General features: G+C 41.0%; 19 protein-coding genes. 4 read left to right on the top strand and 15 right to left on the bottom strand.

The window, feature by feature from the left end; all coding sequences use genetic code 11:
• Positions 1-2 precede the first annotated feature (2 nt).
• Complete coding sequence (locus tag ACTJKA_RS04685) at positions 3-314, bottom strand: PTS sugar transporter subunit IIB (RefSeq protein WP_008342261.1); 312 nt, start codon at positions 312-314, stop codon at positions 3-5.
• A 437-nt stretch (positions 315-751) separates the two neighbouring features.
• Here ACTJKA_RS04685 and ACTJKA_RS04680 point away from each other — a divergent pair, with 437 nt between their 5' ends.
• Positions 752-1,750 (top strand): hypothetical protein, encoded by a 999-nt coding sequence (locus tag ACTJKA_RS04680; protein ID WP_171465562.1) that lies wholly within the window; start codon positions 752-754, stop codon positions 1,748-1,750.
• A 113-nt stretch (positions 1,751-1,863) separates the two neighbouring features.
• Here the strand turns inward: ACTJKA_RS04680 and ACTJKA_RS04675 are convergent, their stop codons facing one another.
• The 4 genes from ACTJKA_RS04675 to ACTJKA_RS04660 all read right to left on the bottom strand — a co-directional run bounded on the left by ACTJKA_RS04675 (position 1,864) and on the right by ACTJKA_RS04660 (position 6,527).
• Positions 1,864-2,649 (bottom strand): SDR family oxidoreductase, encoded by a 786-nt coding sequence (locus ACTJKA_RS04675; RefSeq protein ID WP_008342255.1) that lies wholly within the window; start codon positions 2,647-2,649, stop codon positions 1,864-1,866.
• Positions 2,650-2,661: 12 nt separating this feature from the next.
• Positions 2,662-3,507, bottom strand: a complete 846-nt coding sequence (locus ACTJKA_RS04670; protein WP_024718904.1) for a GRP family sugar transporter — start codon at positions 3,505-3,507, stop codon at positions 2,662-2,664.
• Positions 3,508-3,762: 255 nt separating this feature from the next.
• Positions 3,763-5,172 carry an NADP-dependent phosphogluconate dehydrogenase gene (gene gndA, locus ACTJKA_RS04665; protein WP_079919568.1) on the bottom strand — a complete coding sequence of 470 codons (1,410 nt, stop codon included), beginning with the start codon at positions 5,170-5,172 and terminating at the stop codon, positions 3,763-3,765.
• Positions 5,173-5,270: 98 nt separating this feature from the next.
• Positions 5,271-6,527, bottom strand: a complete 1,257-nt coding sequence (locus tag ACTJKA_RS04660; protein ID WP_007501120.1) for a DNA polymerase IV — start codon at positions 6,525-6,527, stop codon at positions 5,271-5,273.
• Positions 6,528-6,647: 120 nt separating this feature from the next.
• On the opposite strand from ACTJKA_RS04660, the gene ACTJKA_RS04655 reads away from it, so the two are divergent.
• Both ACTJKA_RS04655 and ACTJKA_RS04650 read left to right on the top strand, forming a co-directional pair.
• Positions 6,648-6,929 carry a hypothetical protein gene (locus tag ACTJKA_RS04655; RefSeq protein ID WP_268358656.1) on the top strand — a complete coding sequence of 94 codons (282 nt, stop codon included), beginning with the start codon at positions 6,648-6,650 and terminating at the stop codon, positions 6,927-6,929.
• A 25-nt stretch (positions 6,930-6,954) separates the two neighbouring features.
• On the top strand, positions 6,955-7,773 hold the full coding sequence (locus ACTJKA_RS04650) for a membrane protein insertase YidC (RefSeq protein WP_007501121.1): 819 nt from the start codon (positions 6,955-6,957) through the stop codon (positions 7,771-7,773).
• A gap of 126 nt (positions 7,774-7,899) precedes the next feature.
• Here ACTJKA_RS04650 and ACTJKA_RS04645 read toward each other — a convergent pair whose 3' ends face one another.
• The 4 genes from ACTJKA_RS04645 to mce are packed head-to-tail and all read right to left on the bottom strand — an operon-like array spanning position 7,900 to position 11,395.
• Positions 7,900-8,364 carry a chemotaxis protein CheW gene (locus ACTJKA_RS04645; protein WP_008342245.1) on the bottom strand — a complete coding sequence of 155 codons (465 nt, stop codon included), beginning with the start codon at positions 8,362-8,364 and terminating at the stop codon, positions 7,900-7,902.
• A 14-nt stretch (positions 8,365-8,378) separates the two neighbouring features.
• Entirely contained in the window at positions 8,379-9,500 is a 1,122-nt protein-coding gene (locus ACTJKA_RS04640; RefSeq protein WP_171465563.1) for a tripeptidase T, read from the bottom strand.
• A 16-nt stretch (positions 9,501-9,516) separates the two neighbouring features.
• A complete protein-coding gene (locus tag ACTJKA_RS04635) occupies positions 9,517-10,980 on the bottom strand; it encodes an acyl-CoA carboxylase subunit beta (protein WP_171465564.1) in 1,464 nt (487 codons plus the stop codon).
• Positions 10,973-11,395 carry a methylmalonyl-CoA epimerase gene (gene mce, locus ACTJKA_RS04630; RefSeq protein WP_035702812.1) on the bottom strand — a complete coding sequence of 141 codons (423 nt, stop codon included), beginning with the start codon at positions 11,393-11,395 and terminating at the stop codon, positions 10,973-10,975. The genes ACTJKA_RS04635 and mce overlap by 8 nt, the downstream gene beginning before the upstream one ends.
• A 101-nt stretch (positions 11,396-11,496) precedes the next feature.
• On the opposite strand from mce, the gene prli42 reads away from it, so the two are divergent.
• Entirely contained in the window at positions 11,497-11,589 is a 93-nt protein-coding gene (prli42, locus tag ACTJKA_RS04625; protein ID WP_017357951.1) for a stressosome-associated protein Prli42, read from the top strand.
• A 39-nt stretch (positions 11,590-11,628) separates the two neighbouring features.
• Here the strand turns inward: prli42 and ACTJKA_RS04620 are convergent, their stop codons facing one another.
• From ACTJKA_RS04620 to ACTJKA_RS04595, 6 genes are all read right to left on the bottom strand, one after another.
• Positions 11,629-12,138 carry a L,D-transpeptidase gene (locus ACTJKA_RS04620; RefSeq protein WP_050827386.1) on the bottom strand — a complete coding sequence of 170 codons (510 nt, stop codon included), beginning with the start codon at positions 12,136-12,138 and terminating at the stop codon, positions 11,629-11,631.
• 52 nt (positions 12,139-12,190) lie between these two features.
• Positions 12,191-13,144, bottom strand: a complete 954-nt coding sequence (locus ACTJKA_RS04615) for an aromatic acid exporter family protein (RefSeq protein ID WP_007501130.1) — start codon at positions 13,142-13,144, stop codon at positions 12,191-12,193.
• A 111-nt stretch (positions 13,145-13,255) separates the two neighbouring features.
• Positions 13,256-13,978, bottom strand: coding sequence for an amino acid ABC transporter ATP-binding protein (locus tag ACTJKA_RS04610; RefSeq protein ID WP_017357952.1), 723 nt, complete (start codon positions 13,976-13,978; stop codon positions 13,256-13,258).
• Positions 13,971-14,624, bottom strand: coding sequence for an amino acid ABC transporter permease (locus tag ACTJKA_RS04605; RefSeq protein WP_008342239.1), 654 nt, complete (start codon positions 14,622-14,624; stop codon positions 13,971-13,973). Before ACTJKA_RS04605 ends, ACTJKA_RS04610 begins: the two co-directional genes overlap by 8 nt.
• 126 nt (positions 14,625-14,750) lie before the next feature.
• Positions 14,751-15,518, bottom strand: a complete 768-nt coding sequence (locus ACTJKA_RS04600) for a transporter substrate-binding domain-containing protein (RefSeq protein WP_171465565.1) — start codon at positions 15,516-15,518, stop codon at positions 14,751-14,753.
• 196 nt (positions 15,519-15,714) lie between these two features.
• Positions 15,715-16,152 (bottom strand): BrxA/BrxB family bacilliredoxin, encoded by a 438-nt coding sequence (locus ACTJKA_RS04595; RefSeq protein WP_007501138.1) that lies wholly within the window; start codon positions 16,150-16,152, stop codon positions 15,715-15,717.
• Between the last annotated feature and the right edge of the window lie 48 nt (positions 16,153-16,200).

Below are 16,200 nucleotides of genomic sequence, written 5' to 3'. Positions count from 1 at the left end.
CTTTAAGATTCCCCCATCAATGAAACCGCTTGTTCATACGCTTTTTGTCCATCTGCTAGCCCATACGCCTGCATATCGATGACCTCTACTTCAATCCCATATTTTTGAGCTTCTTTTTGAAGATCCCCTTTTAAAAAGCTCATTTGCGGTCCAATTAATACAACATCGGCATGTGCCATTTCTTTTCTCGCTTGGTCTTGTCCGACTGCCCAAATCTCTGCTTCTTCCCCTATAGACTCAGCATGTGCCTTCATCTTTGTGACTAGTAAACTCGTAGACATACCTGAACTGCATGCTAATAAAATACGTTTCATTTCTCTCACCCCATTGTTGTAATAAAAGCGCTTCCAGTTAATATTATATATTTTTATTTTTAAATGTCTAGACATTTAATTATATATGTATGTATTTTATTTTAAAAATGACCGTATCAATACTCACAACAAGCTTTCAGAACAAAAAAGATCTCATCCAGATATGAACGAGACCCCTTTTCTTTTAAAAAATACTCTCCGAATGAACCATAAAGTAGCTTCTTCTTCTGAAGACAGTCTTTGAGAACTTTGTTAAAATAAGTGCGAATGACTTAGCTCATTCAAAAACCCAATTTTTCATCCCATAAATCATGAGAAGTAACTGCCCTGAGATGGAAACAGATTCTATTCCCACTCAATTTGATGGATAGGTAAACGTCTTTTGCTGCTACTTTTCGAATCTATTCATATCTTTGCAATCAAAAGGAGTGGATATCATGGCAGTCACTCATTTGTGTGAAGCCTGTAAAAGAAACGAGATTGATGTTGTAAAAATTTCTGATGAACCAGCTCAGCCTTATCGATTATGCAATGATTGTCGCAGGCGGCTCTTAACCTATTCTTTACGTCCAATTGAATGGTATCACTTAGCGATCATCCACTCTCCAAAGAAATTTTTATTGCACGATGATTTTTATGAAGAAGACGGAGAGGCTTGTCAGCCAGAAGAAGATGTATTGGTCACAGCAGAAGAGAAAATACCCACATTACAAGCGGTTCAACATGATTTGGAGTCTTTATTAGATTTCTCAATCACAAGATGGTTTCTTCACAACGATGTCATCATTGCCCTGAAAAAACACGATACACAAAAAATGTTGATGTCTGTAAAAGCTAGATTTTATGGAACGGAAAATCATGAAGTCAAATCAAGAATGCTGGAGATCGCAGCTGATGTTTTAGGTACTGCAGCTTCGGATTGGGTAAGAGAGCTTTGGGAGAATGATGCCGATAAATTTTTTCATCCGCTTTCTTGGGCAGCAGCCAGTAGTTTACCAGCCGAGGAAGGAATGAGACGTATTTTCGATCAATTGAAATGTGTAAGTGAAAAGGAATTACCAATGACGGCTCTCTCCAGCCTATATCGTTTCCGTTCACATCACATACTTGATTGGATGGAGTCTCATTGCTCCTCTTTTAACGATAGTTGGGGCAGGTTGGCATCAGCATGCTTTCCAACATGGCTCAGAATGAAATCTTGGCTAAACAAAGGAAGACCTTTCAGTTTAATTGCACTCGATACAATGGCGAACTGTCTAGCAGTTAAAAACGATCCATTTATCGAGGAGTTATCACCTAAAATACTTCGTACAGATATCAATGAAATAGAACCCATTTTATATGATTATCTTCAAAAAGATGGCGTTCCTCGTGTCAAAACGAAAGTAGGCATCATCGTGAAGAACAAAGAAGCCATATTTGAAAAAGGCGAATAAATGGATAAAAGCGTGTGCAATGTTTATGCTCACGCTTTTCACTAGCATGACAACATACTAGATCATAATTTGATGTTGTGTTATCCTCTGAGCCCAGCCCGTGTTCATCACGATTATCCTTTTCCTGCTTGGAATCCAGGGTACTTGGTCATACCGCCGTCTACATATAACGTCAACCCTGTCACATAGCTCGCCTCTTTTGATGCAAGCCAGACAGCACATGCTGCCACTTCTTCCGGTTTTCCGATATAGCCAATTGGTATCAGCTCAATGACGCCCTTTTTCAATGCTGGATCATCAAATTTTTCGGCATTGATCGGGGTATCAATTGCACCTGGTGCAATGCTGTTTACACGAATTTTTTTAGGGGCATATTCTAGTGCCAGCGTTTCTGTCAAAAGCTTGGCGCCTCCTTTACTTGCTGCATAATGGACAAAATGAGGCCACGGAATTTGCTGATGGACCGACGACATATTAATAATCGACCCCTCGATCCCGTGTTCTGTCATATACTTTAATGCATCACGGCACCCTAGAAACATGCCTGTTAAATTGGTGGACATCACTTTGTTCCAGTTATCTAGCGTCATTTCTGTTGAAGGAACTTCATTTTCAATTCCTGCATTATTGATCATGACATCAAGACTGCCATATGTATCGACAGCTTGATCAATCATCGCCTTCATATCCTCTTCTTTTGATACATCCCCTTGAATTTTCACAGCCTGTCCGCCACTTTTTTGAATCTCAGCAATCGTGTCGTCCGGGTTTTCTTTATCTGAGAAATAATTGATCACTACATTGGCTTTTTCTTGTCCAAACCGGCGCGCCATCGCCTGACCTATCCCTGTACCTGCTCCTGTGATGAGAACTGTTTTTCCTTCCAAATCTGGATACATTCGTTTAACCTCCTATTTTGTAAAACCTAGCAGCACACCACCTGCGATAATCATCAAGCAGCCTGCAATGACAAAGCTTGTTTTAGATGCTTTCTCTTTTAATAAATAAATACCGCCTAAAGTCGAGATGACAATTCCTGTTTGAGACATGGAAAAACTTACTGCTACACCAATGAGTGGAATCGCCAAAAGAAGCCCTAGATTTCCTGTCGACCACACAAGACCAGCAATGATATTTCTGAACGTATATTTGCTAAACGGGTCTTGCTTTAGACTAATCGCTAACGATGAAAGCAGCATGCCGACAGATTGTGGAACGAGCGCAGACCAGCCATCTATATGAAACCATCTTAAAATGACGACGTATCCGACGTAGCCTACGGTTGAGATGAGCAAAATGATGATTCCCTTTTTAAAATTGCCGCCTTCGTTACCGCCACTCTTTTTTTGACCAAGTGATGTCATGACAACGCCAGCAATAATAAATAAAATGGCACAAGAACCAATAAGTATGACCGTCATAGTTTGCCATTCTTTGAAGACGATGACACCAAATAATGTCGTGCTCACAAGCTGCATACCCGTTGATAAAGGAACAGCCTTTGACACCCCTAGAAAGGCGACACTTGAAAGCTGATTCATTTGCCCAATACTCCAAAAGATCCCAGAGATAACGGAAACCGCAAAAATAAGCGGTGTCAGTTCCGGCATTTTGATCAAATAGGCGCCGATTGAAAACAAAAAAGCGCCGAGAGTAATGCCGAGTGTTTGCTGATAGGCATTCCCGCCAAGTTTGACACTGATGAGAACAATACTTCCCCAAAATATCGCTGGGAGAAGTGCATATAAAATGCCCACTTCTATCCCTACTTTCTGTTCTTTTTTACTTAGCATCCCTCTTTTTCGGATTTTTAGCCGAATAGATATAAACACAAAAAAGACCTTACCAAAGGTAAGGTCACAGCGTGTAGACAAACCCTCGCATTCGTTGTCAGTCCTGCAAAGGTTTTCTATCACGCTAAAAAGAAGACAAAGGGCTAAAATCAAGTTCATTTTAGCCCTTTGTCAACAATCTAAGACCTTACCAAGGTAAGGTCTTTTGAGGTTTTATACTTATTTCATCCATTCAGTATGGAAGACGCCTTCTTTATCTGTACGCTCATACGTATGTGCGCCGAAGTAGTCACGCTGTGCTTGAATTAAGTTAGCTGGAAGGACAGCTGTACGATAGCTATCAAAGTAAGCAAGTGCACTTGAGAATGAAGGAACAGGAACACCTTGTTCTACTGCAAGTGAAATCACTTTACGAAGTGATGATTGATAGCTTTCTACGATATCCTTGAAGTAAGGATCAAGCAATAGGTTTTTCAATTCAGGGTTACGGTCATATGCTTCTTTGATTTGCTGCAGGAAGGCTGCACGAATGATACATCCACCGCGGAAGATCATCGCAATTTCACCGTATTTCAAATCCCAGTTATACTCATCAGACGCTGCTTTCATTTGCGCAAAACCTTGTGCATATGAGCAGATTTTACTCATGAAGAGAGCTTTTCTAACAGCTTCAATTAATGCTTGTTTATCTTCAGCTGATTGAGTTGGCTCAGGCCCTTGAATTAATTGACTTGCTTCCACACGCTCATCTTTCATCGCAGAAATAAAACGAGCGAAAACAGACTCCGTAATGATTGGAAGCGGGACACCTAAATCAAGTGAGCTTTGGCTTGTCCATTTTCCAGTTCCTTTTTGGCCAGCTTTATCTAAGATGACATCTACTAGCGGCTGGTTCGTTTCCTCATCCACTTTTGTGAAAATGTCAGCTGTAATTTCAATTAAGTAGCTGTCAAGTTCGCCTTTATTCCACTCTGAGAATACTTCATGAAGCTCCTCTGCTGACAATCCTGCCACATGCTTCAAGATAAAGTATGATTCAGAGATCAATTGCATGTCTCCGTACTCGATACCGTTATGAACCATTTTGACATAATGTCCTGCTCCATCTGGACCGATATACGTTGTACAAGGCTCACCATCTACTTTCGCAGAGATGGCTTCTAAAATTGGTTTCACTAGCTCGTGCGCTTCTTTTTGACCGCCAGGCATGATAGAAGGACCTTTAAGTGCGCCTTCTTCACCGCCAGAAACACCTGTACCAATGAAGTGAATACCACTTTCCGCAAGCTCTTGGTTACGTCTTTGTGTATCCTTGTAATATGTATTTCCACCATCAATTAAAATGTCACCTTTCTCTAGGTGAGGCAGTAATGATTGAATGGTTGCATCTGTTGCTGCACCCGCTTTTACCATTAAAAGAATTTTACGCGGCGTTTCAAGCGATTGAACAAATTCTTCAATGCTGTATGTGCCTACAACGTTTTTCCCTTGTGATTCTTGAAGAAATTCTTCTGTTTTGCTGCTAGATCTGTTATAAACGGACACGGAGAAACCGCGGCTTTCAATATTTAGGGCAAGGTTTTTCCCCATAACGGCTAGTCCAACGACACCGATTTGTTGTTTTGACATAATTCTGACGTCCCTTCTAACACACTATATTGATTACTGCTGAAATGATGTACCCTTTGAAATTACCACAACATCACCTCTTTTATCAAGTTTTCAGGCTAGTCATTTCCTCTTTCGTCCTGAAAAAAGTCTTTATTAAAACTTGTACCACTTGTTTTGCTCTCTTTTTCCTTAATGGTCACTCCTCTTTGGATGAGTGGTTTACCGTACTTTTCTTTCAGTCCGTCTAAAAGAGATTGGAGCGGTTCGTCTTTTGCATCTTCTGTATAAGAGAATAAATCAAGTTGCTTGACGGCTGATTTTCGTTCCACAAGATCGGTCCCCGTCACGCCTAAAAGTCTTACTGGCTGGTCATTCCAATGCTTTAGGAATAGCTGCTTTGCCGCCTCAAATAGATCTTCCTTTCGATCAGTAGGATTCGTGAGTGTGACGCTCCGTGTGATATTTTTCCAGCTTGCATACCGTATCATAATGAGCAGCCGGTTTGCCATCACTTCTTTTCTTCGTAATCTGGCACTCACCGATTGCGAGAGTTTTTCTATTAATGAGACGAGTTCATCTGTATCATCAGAATCGTGAGGAAGAGTGGAAGAATTGCCGACAGATTTAAATTCGTATATTCTTTCTGGATCGACAATGCCGTCATGCTCTCCGTTTGCCTTTTGCTTTAACCTCGGTCCATTGATGCCTAATAACTCTTTCAGCGCATATTCATTCGCTTTCGCTAAATCTTCAATTGTATGAATTCCGATGGTTTTCAGCTTATCTGCCGTTTTCTGTCCAACCCCATGCATGTCACCTGCAGGGAGCGGCCAGAGCATTGTCGGGACATCTCGTTTACGCAAAATGGTAATGCCCATTGGCTTTTTCCAATTAGACGCCATCTTCGCTAGAAATTTATTCGGTGCAATGCCAATACTCGAAGGAAGCATGAGCTCTTCTACGAGCCTCGTTTGAATATCATGAGCGGTTTTCACGGCATGCTCAGCATAAGGTGTATCGGTTAAATCAATATAGCCTTCATCAATTGAAACGGGTTCAACTAAGTCACTATATTCTCTTAGTATGGTAAACATTTCTTGTGAGGAGCTGCGGTACCGGTCGAAGTTGGGTGTACGCACAATCAGTCCCGGACATAGCCGCTTCGCTTCCCAGAGTGGCATCGGCGGCTTCACCCCGAGTGCTCTTGCCTCGTAGCTGCAGGTCACAACTATCCCTTTGCGCTCTTTTGCATTTCCGCTAATGGCTAAAGGTTTCCCTCTCAAAGAAGGATCATACGCCATTTCTACCGATGCATAAAAACTATTCATATCAATATGAAAAATGATTCGCCCCTTCTTTTGAGAATCAGCCATTTGCTTGCCTCCTTAGGTGATCTACTTTCCTTCATTTCACCGTGATTTCACCTGTTTGTTCCATTAGACATTTCATATGGTGTATAGTACACTGTGAGTAATGAAATGGATGTGATAATCATGATTATTGATACATTCAATGAAGTCTTTTTCCTTGTTGAATTCTTTACGATTATTCTTCCAGCGCTGACCGCCATCGTTATTGCTTTCTTATTAAAAGACTGCCGAATGAACGAGCACCTCGGAGGACATCGTTTAGAAGAGTTGGATGCATCTTGTTTGAATCGAACAGACTTTCTGTTTATCATATATGATCGCATTACAACTTGGATTAGTAAAGTCATTCGAATGAAAAGATCATCAAATGATGATGAAGACCATTCGCTTCCTCTCTCTTATTAGATTTTATTATTGAGGAGGAAATGAATTGAAACGTTTATTGACTATTTGTACGACTTTATTTTTGATGATGGTAGCGTCACCGGCATTTGCTGCGAGTGCGCAAACAAATACAAGCTCTGATGGGTTTTTCCATCATTATTTTGTTCAGCCTTTTTCTGAGTTGATTATCTGGCTTGCGAACTTTTTCCATGATGACTACGGTTTATCCATTATGTTCGTGACATTGATTGTCCGGCTGCTTATTTTCCCGCTTTTTGCAAACCAATTTAAAAAGCAGAGAGTGATGCAAGAGAAAATGGCACTCGTTAAACCTCAGATTGACCAAATTCAAAGCAAATTGAAAAAAACGAAAGAACCTGAAAAACAAAAAGAACTGCAAATGGAAATGATGAAAGTATATAAAGACAACAATGTGAACCCGCTGGCAATGGGCTGTCTGCCGATGCTGATTCAAATTCCAATTGTTCTTGGCTTTTACTCGGCAATTCGCTCAACACCTGAGATCGCAACGCATTCGTTCTTATGGTTTAACTTAGGACAAACTGATCTTTTGGTGGCAATCTTTGCAGGGGCCATGTATTTCTTGCAATTTTATGTCACACAAAAATTCGCAAAGCAATCAGGCACCCAAACAGAAGCTGCACTGAAACAAGCAAAAATCATGGGCATGATTTTCCCAGTCATGATGCTGTTTCTATCAATTAATGCTCCCGCTGCACTTCCTTTATATTGGATGACAAGTGGACTTTTACTCACCATTCAAACGATTATTTTAAATGTGATGTACCAAAAATCAAAAACAAAAGCTGCGGCAAACGATTCAATTAACCCAGCAGCTGAATAAATTATAGCCCCCTTACCTGAACATGATAAGGGGGCTTTATTTGTCTGCTATTCAGCATGAACGTAGAAAGATTCGTGAGCTACGGCACACAAAATGACCCCTTATCCATGAATAAGGGGTCTTTGTTTATGCCAATTCCTCTTTCAATCGCTCAGGCAATTGATCAAGATCCTCAATTTTCCCTAGAAACTTATTAGGGTCCACTTGTAAAATCATCTTGTTCTCTCTCTCAACGACGCCGAAGAAATATTCAGATGCTTTTGTGTTCATATGAAATGGCTTGATCTCACTTAGCTCGATATCAATGATATCTTTTGCATCAGAAACAAGGCAGCCAATCATTTGATCGTTTAATTCAAATAGTAGAACCTTAGACTGTTCGGTTACATCCAGAGGTTTTCCGTGCAGCATGACACCTGTGTCACTGACTGGAATGACCTCTCCTCTTAACGACATGAGTCCTTTAATCTCTTTTGGAAGGTTCGATACTTCTTGTAAATAAGGGACCTTCTCAATTGAGCGTATATGTTCTACGCTGATACCAAAATCCTCTTGTCCCACTTGGAAAATAATGATCTTTTGCGTGCTCACAGAGTCTCCTGCCTTTACGATGGATTTGTCGTTTCTTCGATAATGGCGAGAACCATTTCAGCTGTCTTGACTAATTCTTCAATCGGCATTTTCTCATTTTTCGTATGAATATCTTCATATCCAACAGCTAGGTTGACGGTCGGGATGCCATTTCCAGCAATGACGTTTGCATCACTGCCTCCCCCGCTTGTCTGTAGTTCTGAAGGACGGCCAATTTTCGCAGCCGCTTTTTTCGCCACTTCAACGACTTGATCGCCGTGTGAGAATTTAAAGCCTGGATACATGATGTCAATTTGTACATCGGCACTTCCGCCCATTTCTTTAGCGGTTTTTAAAAAGGCTTCTTTCATTTTCGCTACTTGCGCTTCCATTTTTGCCGGTTCTAAAGAACGTGCCTCTGCCAAAATATCCACTTGATCACAGACAATATTCGTTTGTGTTCCGCCTTCAAAGCGGCCGATATTCGCCGTTGTTTCTTCATCAATACGGCCAAGCGGCATGCTGGCGATCGCTTTTGATGCAATCGTAATCGCAGAGACGCCTTTTTCAGGTGCCACACCTGCGTGAGCTGTTTTCCCGTAAATGGTTGCACGTACTTTCGCCTGTGTTGGCGCAGCCACGATAATGGTACCGACCTTGCCATCTGAATCAAGGGCATAACCATATTTTGCTGTCATCAGTTTCGGATCTAACGCTTTTGCTCCTACAAGTCCTGATTCTTCACCAGCTGTAATGACAAATTCAATCTTGCCATGCGGTACATTTTTCTCTTTTAGGACACGGATCGCTTCAAACATTGCAGCAAGCCCTGTTTTATCGTCAGCACCAAGAATGGTTGTGCCATCTGTCTTGACATAGCCGTCTTCAATGACTGGCTTAACACCATTACCTGGTACAACTGTATCCATATGAGAAGTAAAATAAATCGTATCTGCCTCTTGATTCCCTTCAAGTGTGCAAATAAGATTGCCTGCTCCGTGGCCGGTTGTCTCTTTTGAATCATCTTCAACTACATTAAGCCCTAAACCAGTAAATTTCTCTTTTAGGACTTCAACAATTTTTTCTTCATGTTTCGTTTCTGAATCGATTTGAACAAGTTCTAAAAATTCGTCTAATAAGCGTTTCTCATTGATCATGATGATGCTCCTCCTCTTATAGCGGCATGTTTCCATGCTTTTTTAACGGTCTATCTTCTTCCTTACTGCGAAGCAGGTCAAATGAGCGAATGAGCCGCTCTCTCGTTTCATCTGGCATTAAAATATCGTCGATTAATCCTAATTGTGCTGCCTTCATGACACTAGGTTCATTGTCCACCTCACGCAAAGCAGGATGAACAATTTCGTCTGCAAATGCTTTTCCCATGACATCAATTTCTGCCTCTGGCCATGCATACACAAAGTCAGCACCTAAGCCCTTACTATTCATCGCAACGTATGCACCGCCAAATGCCTTTCGCAAAATCAGAGTGATCTTTGGAACGGTCGCCTCAGCGTACGCATACAGAAGCTTTGCGCCGTGGCGGATAATGCCTGCATGCTCAGCTTTCTCACCTGGCAAAAAACCAGGAACGTCCACAAGGGTTAAAATGGGAATATGAAATGCATCGCAAAATCGAATAAACCGAGCCGCTTTATCAGCAGCATCGAGGTCAAGGCTTCCTGCCAGCACCTTAGGCTGATTGGCTACAAGACCAATGGAAGACCCTTGTAATCTGGCAAAACCTGTGACGATATTTTTGGAGAAACAACGCTGCGTTTCAAAAAATGAGCCGTGGTCGGTGATCGCTGTCACCACTTGTTTAACATCATAAGTACGTGATGGCTCCTTTGGCAAGATGTTCCCAAGATCGCTCGCATCATGCTTTTGCACCTTACGATGAATGACAGGCCGTCGTTTCGTTGGTATGTACGTTAAAAGCGTTCGAACTGCTTTTAACACGTCTTTCTCATCTTTCCCTGTATAGTGCACATTCCCGCTTGTTTGATGCTGAACTGCTGCACCTCCAAGCCGGTCAGGACAGACCGTCTCTCCTGTTGCTTTTTCTATCACTTTCGGTCCAGTTAAAAACATATGAGCTGTTTGCTCCGTCATGAATACAAAATCCGTCAGTGCAGGTGAATAAACTGCACCTCCCGCACAGGAGCCTAAAATAACGGATATTTGTGGAATTTGACCAGAGTACAGCACATTCCGTTTAAAAATCTGACCGTATCCCTCTAATGATACCACACCCTCCTGAATTCTCGCACCACCTGAGTCTTTTAGACCGATAACAGGCATTTGATTTTTAGCAGCCAAATCCATTAAAGCCGCTATTTTTTTCGCATGCATGTCCCCTAGCGAACCCCCGTACACGGTCGCATCTTGTGCATATACGCCTACTTGTCTCCCATGAATCAGTCCCGTCCCAGTGACAACGCCATCCCCTAAATGTTCTGAGCGGCAGCCTTTAGCGAATGACTGAATTTCCATAAAGCTGCCTTCATCAAGAAGTTCATGAAGCCGCTGCCGAACAGTCAGCTTTCCTTTGTTTCGGTGAACCGCTGCTCGTTTTTCACCACCGCCCCTTAAAGCTTTCTCGCGCCATTCAGTCAAGTCATTGAACGATTCATGCATCTTCCTGTTTCTCTCCTTTCAAAGGTTCACACAATTCAATTAGCACACCTGACGTTTCTTTTGGTGAAATAAACGCAATGCGATTTCCGTTCGCACCATTTTGTGCGCCCTTTTGAATGAGCTGCATGCCGAGCTCCTCAAGTTGACTGAGATCAGCCTGAATGTCACCTGACTTTAATGCAATATGATGAAGCCCCTCTCCTCTTTTTATTAAAAAGGTATGTAATGTGCTGTGATCCTCCATCGGTTCAATCAACTCAATGTGCAGATCACCTAGGGAAGCAAAAGATACTTTGACCCCTTGATTCGGAAGTACTTCTATGTCTGAAAATTCCCAGTTAAACAGCCTAGAGAACGTACGTGCTGTTTTTTGAATTGAGAAAACGGCAATGGCTATATGATCGATTTGATTCATCCGTTCACTTCCTTTGTACATCACTTGTCGCCTGCGTAAAAACGAGCTAGAATAAAGAAAGGTGCGCTCGTCGCAAAAACATTTGATTATAGGGGTGCGATATGTCTCAGAAATTCATGAAATTTATGGTATTGCTCATGATTAGCTTACTGTTAATTTCTTCACTTTTAGCAGGAGCGGCAGCCTTTTTATAAAGTGTTGATAAAAAAGCAGACAAGCAGGTGATTCGTTTTTTAACGAATGGCCTGTTTGTCTTTGGCCAGTTTTTCAAATGCATCGCTTGATGTCGTGATCCATACCTTTGTACCAACTGGAAGCTGATCAAATAGCCGTTCTACATCTTGATTATGAAGACGTACACAGCCTGCCGTAATAAATTTCCCTATCGATGTCTCATCACTTGTTCCATGAATGCCATAGGTTCTCCCGTCGGTTCCTAGCGCATCAAATCCAATCCACCTTCGGCCGAGTGGGTTATTCTTTGCGCCGCCTTCAATATTTTTTCTTCTGTAATAAGGATCTTTCGCTTTGATCATAATTGTAAATTCACCTTCTGGCGTTAAATCAGCTGTTTTGCCAGTAGAAGCCGGGTAGACTTTTTGAATTTTCCCATGATCAATATACGCAAGCTCGTTCGTTTGTTTATTAATAATGACATACGGGTCTCCTGGAAGCGGGTTTTGCCCGAGCGGCCAGATGGGTGAAAGGGACATGGTCAGCACAGTATAAAATAAAAGACGCATAGGCTCCTCCTTTTTCATTAGATTGACCAATGAAGGAGGAACTCATGCGTCTTTATTCTTTCATCCCTTTAAAATAACTTTTCAGCACCAAATATTGTTCCATTTCTCCGAGAAAATGAAAGAGTGCGGCTCTAGCTTCAAATTCTTCACGTGTTTGTGGAAGTGGCAGTGCATCAAACTCTTCTTTCATATCAATCAGGCGTCTTAAGAACTTATGCGCCGTGTTCCCTGGGTGAATATGTTCTCGTAAATCTCTAATATATTCTGCAATGATTTGCCCATGCTCCGTTGTAACAGAAATGGACGTAATTTTCGGAAGCACACGCTCAATGATTTCAAATTGCTTTTGTCTCATGTTGAAATAATGATAATACAGATTTTCATGTCTTAAGACATGGTTTTCAACATCACGGTATGCAAGAGCCTTCGCTTCTTTAATCAATTGATGCGTCTCTGGAATTTCTTTTCCTGTCCAGTCTTGTTTTCCGGTCATTAAATATTGCTCGATTTCTTCAAAGATTTTCGCAAAATTCGCTTCAATTTGTTCACTGTATTGTTTCAGCTTTTTATCAACGCTAGGCATATACAGGTTCATAATGAGTGCGACCCCTACACCAATGGTGATGAGTAAAAGCTCATTCCAGATGAGATGAAGCGTAATGCCTCCAGACATATACAAATGAAGGATAATCACTGAACTTGTGACAATCCCTTCTTTAATCCGAAGCAAGACCGTTGTTGGAATAAAGACGAGCAGCATCAGTCCAATGACAAAAGGATGATACCCAATCAGATCAAAAAATAAATAAGAAAATAAGATGGCAAGACTGCATGCGGCAAAGCGGGCCCCAGATGCGAGGAGTGACCTTTTTTTCGTCACCTGAATACAAAGAATCGTAATAATGCCGGCAGCTGAATAGTTTTGCAGACCGAGCATTTGTGCAATGTAAATGGCTAGAGCTGTTCCTAATGCTGTTTTCAGCGTTCGGTAGCCGATTTTAAACATGATGTGATTCACTCTTTTCTGTCTACTTTTGTGAAATGATGAACTTTTTTTACTTTCCCCATTATAATCAAAAAAAGAAGGAGATGTTAAGTCTCCTCCTCGTTTTTTTCATTATAATATTTTTTGTAAGAAATCTTGAGCACGCTGTGAAGACGGAGATTCAAAGAATTCTACAGGATTGGCATCCTCTACAATTTTCCCATCATCCATAAAGATCACACGGTCTGCCACTTCTTTTGCAAAGCCCATTTCATGTGTGACGATCATCAGCGTCATCCCAGATTGAGCGAGCTCTTTCATGACCTCTAATACTTCCTTTACCATTTCTGGATCAAGAGCAGACGTCGGCTCGTCAAAAAGCATGATGTCTGGTGTCATCGCAAGGGCACGTGCAATGGCGACACGCTGCTTTTGACCACCTGACAGCCGGTTCGGATAATCATCTTTTTTCTCTAAAAGTCCAACCTTTTTTAAAAGCTCCTCTGCCTGCTTGATGCTGTCTTCCTTCGATTGGTTCTTTACATTCATTGGCGCATACGTAATATTTTCTAGCACTGTTTTGTGCGGGAATAAGTGAAAATGTTGAAACACCATACCAATATTCTCGCGCACTTTTAGTGCATTTGTTTTTGGATTGGTAATTTCCGTCCCCTGAATCGTAATCACTCCAGAAGTCGGTTTTTCAAGTAAGTTAATACAGCGAAGAAATGTTGATTTTCCTGAACCAGACGGCCCGATGACAGCTACCACTTCGCCTTCTTTAATTGTGGTATCAATCCCTTTCAACACTTCATTTTTACCGAAAGATTTTGTGAGTTTCTCTATTTTAATCATTTGATTTTAACTTCCTTTCCACCGATTTGCCGACGAAGGTAAGAATAAGCACGATGACATAATAGATGAGACCCGCAAAAATTAGCGGTTCAAGATAGTTATAGGTGACGGCACCTGCTTGATAGGCTCGTCTCATGACATCGCCAAGTCCAATGACTGTGACAATCGCTGATTCTTTTGTCAGTGTAATAGTTTCGTTCACAAGTGCTGGTGAAATATTTTTGAATGCTTGCGGAAGCAATAAGTCCTTCATCATTTTAGCATACGGGATACCTAAAGCAACGGCCGCTTCTTTTTGCCCTTTATCAATGGCATTGATTCCTGCACGAATGATCTCAGAAACGTACGCCGCCGAGTTTAGTGAAAAGGCGGCTACAGCAGCCCAGTATTGATCAATTTGAAAGCCGAGCAGCTGGGGAAGACCAAAATAAATAATCAAAAGCTGAAGCACAAGCGGTGTGCCTCGGAAGATTGACGTATAAAAATCGGCTAGCCAGATAAGCGGCTTAAATACACTAATTTTACAGAGCGTTAATAAGATTCCTAAAATAAAACCAAGAAACAGTGATACCACAACAATAGAAAGCGTTACTTTAAGACCTTCTAAAATAAAGGGCATCTGAGGTATGACATCTTTAAAATCCATCATGATATTCTCCTTTTTTTCCTTCAGATAAAATCAAAGAATAAACAGGAAAAAAGTTCAACACATGTTGAACTTTTCAGCGCTTTCTACTTGATTTTCATGAATGACGCTGATCCTTTTCCTGACTTACTTTTCATCAGCAAACCATTTTTTAATGAGTTTATCAAGTTCGCCATTATCCTTCATTTCTTTTAATGATTTATTGAATTTCGCTGTTAAGTCGCTATTTTTTTTGAATGCAATGGCTGAACCATTATTTGTTGACCCACTAAGGTCAAAAGCTTGAAAGTCTTTCTCTTTCTTTAAATATCCTGCTGCTACTTTATCTTCAATAATAGCTGCATCAAAACGGCCTGCCTTGATCTCTTGAATGATATCGGCGATTTTATTACGATCTTCTACCTTCAAATTATATTTCTTTTGCATTCCATTTGCTTCATCTTGTTGAATAGAACCTAGTTGAACTCCCACAGTTTTATCTTTTAAATCTTTCTCCGTACTAATACCACTATTTTTCTTCGTCACAACCATGTTTTTAGCATTGTAATAAATGTCAGAGAAGTCTACTTGTTTTTTTCGCTTTTCATCTGGTGTCATGCCTGCAAGGACAATATCAGCTTTATTTGTTTTAAGAGCTGACACGAGGCTTGCAAAGTCCATATCTTGAATTTCTAGCTTGTAGCCGTTCTTTTTCGCTAGAGCTGTAGCAAGGTCGACATCAAAACCGATAATTTTATCACCGTCTTTTGATTCAAATGGTGGATAATCTGCTGAAGTCGCCATAATGAGTGTTTTGTCGTCTCCTGATGCGTTTGAATTATTAGAAGAAGTTCCGCATGCTGCTAATGCAGCTGCAAGACCAGCTGTCATAAGTAATAATAACCACTTTTTCATATGATAATGCCTCCTAGTATTTAAAATCATGAGTAGATTTGAATATTTATTCACTATAATGTATTTTAAACACTTTCTTTTTGATATGCAATAGTATTTTGCTAAAATTATTTTGATTCGTATGTCATATAAAACAAAAAAACAGACCGATCAAAAGACCGGACTGCCTCTAAATGATTCATTCAAAAGTAACATGTTACACTTCTTCGCAATACTCATCGAAAGCGGCTTGAAGTTTTGACACCACTTCCATCGGTTCATGTCCTTCGATTTCGTGACGTTCGACCATTTTAATGATTTTCCCGTCTTTTAATAGAGCAAATGATGGTGAAGATGGCGGGAAGCCTTCAAAGTATTCACGTGCTCTTGCGGTTGCTTCTTTGTCCTGTCCAGCAAACACTGTGAGCAATTGATCTGGACGCTTATCGTAATGAACAGAATAACCAGCCGCTGGTCTAGCAATACCGCCTGCACAGCCGCACACTGAATTCACCATGACAAGTGTCGTTCCTTTTTTCGTCAGCGCTTCATCGACTTCTTCAGCTGTTGTCAGTTCCGTATAACCTGCCTGTTTAATCTCTTCTCGTGCTTGTTTCACAATATCATTCATAAATAAATTAAAATCAATATTCATAACCGTCCACTCCTTCTACGTACCAAACCATTTTAACTACATCATATC

The organism is Bacillus sp. 22190, from assembly GCF_052045575.1.
In the GTDB taxonomy this organism is placed as follows: Bacteria; Bacillota; Bacilli; order Bacillales; family Bacillaceae; genus Bacillus; species Bacillus altitudinis.
The sequence above is the reverse complement of the archived record's forward strand: the minus strand, read 5'-3'. Positions and strand labels throughout refer to the sequence as shown.

Coding starts and splice junctions, on each gene's coding strand:
- ACTJKA_RS04595 (WP_007501138.1), bottom strand. CDS start 16,152: ATGAATATTGATTTTAATTTATTTATGAATGATATTGTGAAACAAGCA.
- ACTJKA_RS04680 (WP_171465562.1), top strand. CDS start 752: ATGGCAGTCACTCATTTGTGTGAAGCCTGTAAAAGAAACGAGATTGAT.
- ACTJKA_RS04605 (WP_008342239.1), bottom strand. CDS start 14,624: ATGGATTTTAAAGATGTCATACCTCAGATGCCCTTTATTTTAGAAGGT.
- ACTJKA_RS04685 (WP_008342261.1), bottom strand. CDS start 314: ATGAAACGTATTTTATTAGCATGCAGTTCAGGTATGTCTACGAGTTTA.
- ACTJKA_RS04675 (WP_008342255.1), bottom strand. CDS start 2,649: ATGTATCCAGATTTGGAAGGAAAAACAGTTCTCATCACAGGAGCAGGT.
- mce (WP_035702812.1), bottom strand. CDS start 11,395: ATGAATCAAATCGATCATATAGCCATTGCCGTTTTCTCAATTCAAAAA.
- ACTJKA_RS04610 (WP_017357952.1), bottom strand. CDS start 13,978: ATGATTAAAATAGAGAAACTCACAAAATCTTTCGGTAAAAATGAAGTG.
- ACTJKA_RS04620 (WP_050827386.1), bottom strand. CDS start 12,138: ATGCGTCTTTTATTTTATACTGTGCTGACCATGTCCCTTTCACCCATC.
- ACTJKA_RS04615 (WP_007501130.1), bottom strand. CDS start 13,144: ATGTTTAAAATCGGCTACCGAACGCTGAAAACAGCATTAGGAACAGCT.
- ACTJKA_RS04600 (WP_171465565.1), bottom strand. CDS start 15,518: ATGAAAAAGTGGTTATTATTACTTATGACAGCTGGTCTTGCAGCTGCA.
- gndA (WP_079919568.1), bottom strand. CDS start 5,172: ATGTCAAAACAACAAATCGGTGTCGTTGGACTAGCCGTTATGGGGAAA.
- prli42 (WP_017357951.1), top strand. CDS start 11,497: ATGTCTCAGAAATTCATGAAATTTATGGTATTGCTCATGATTAGCTTA.
- ACTJKA_RS04635 (WP_171465564.1), bottom strand. CDS start 10,980: ATGCATGAATCGTTCAATGACTTGACTGAATGGCGCGAGAAAGCTTTA.
- ACTJKA_RS04655 (WP_268358656.1), top strand. CDS start 6,648: ATGATTATTGATACATTCAATGAAGTCTTTTTCCTTGTTGAATTCTTT.
- ACTJKA_RS04640 (WP_171465563.1), bottom strand. CDS start 9,500: ATGATCAATGAGAAACGCTTATTAGACGAATTTTTAGAACTTGTTCAA.
- ACTJKA_RS04660 (WP_007501120.1), bottom strand. CDS start 6,527: ATGGCTGATTCTCAAAAGAAGGGGCGAATCATTTTTCATATTGATATG.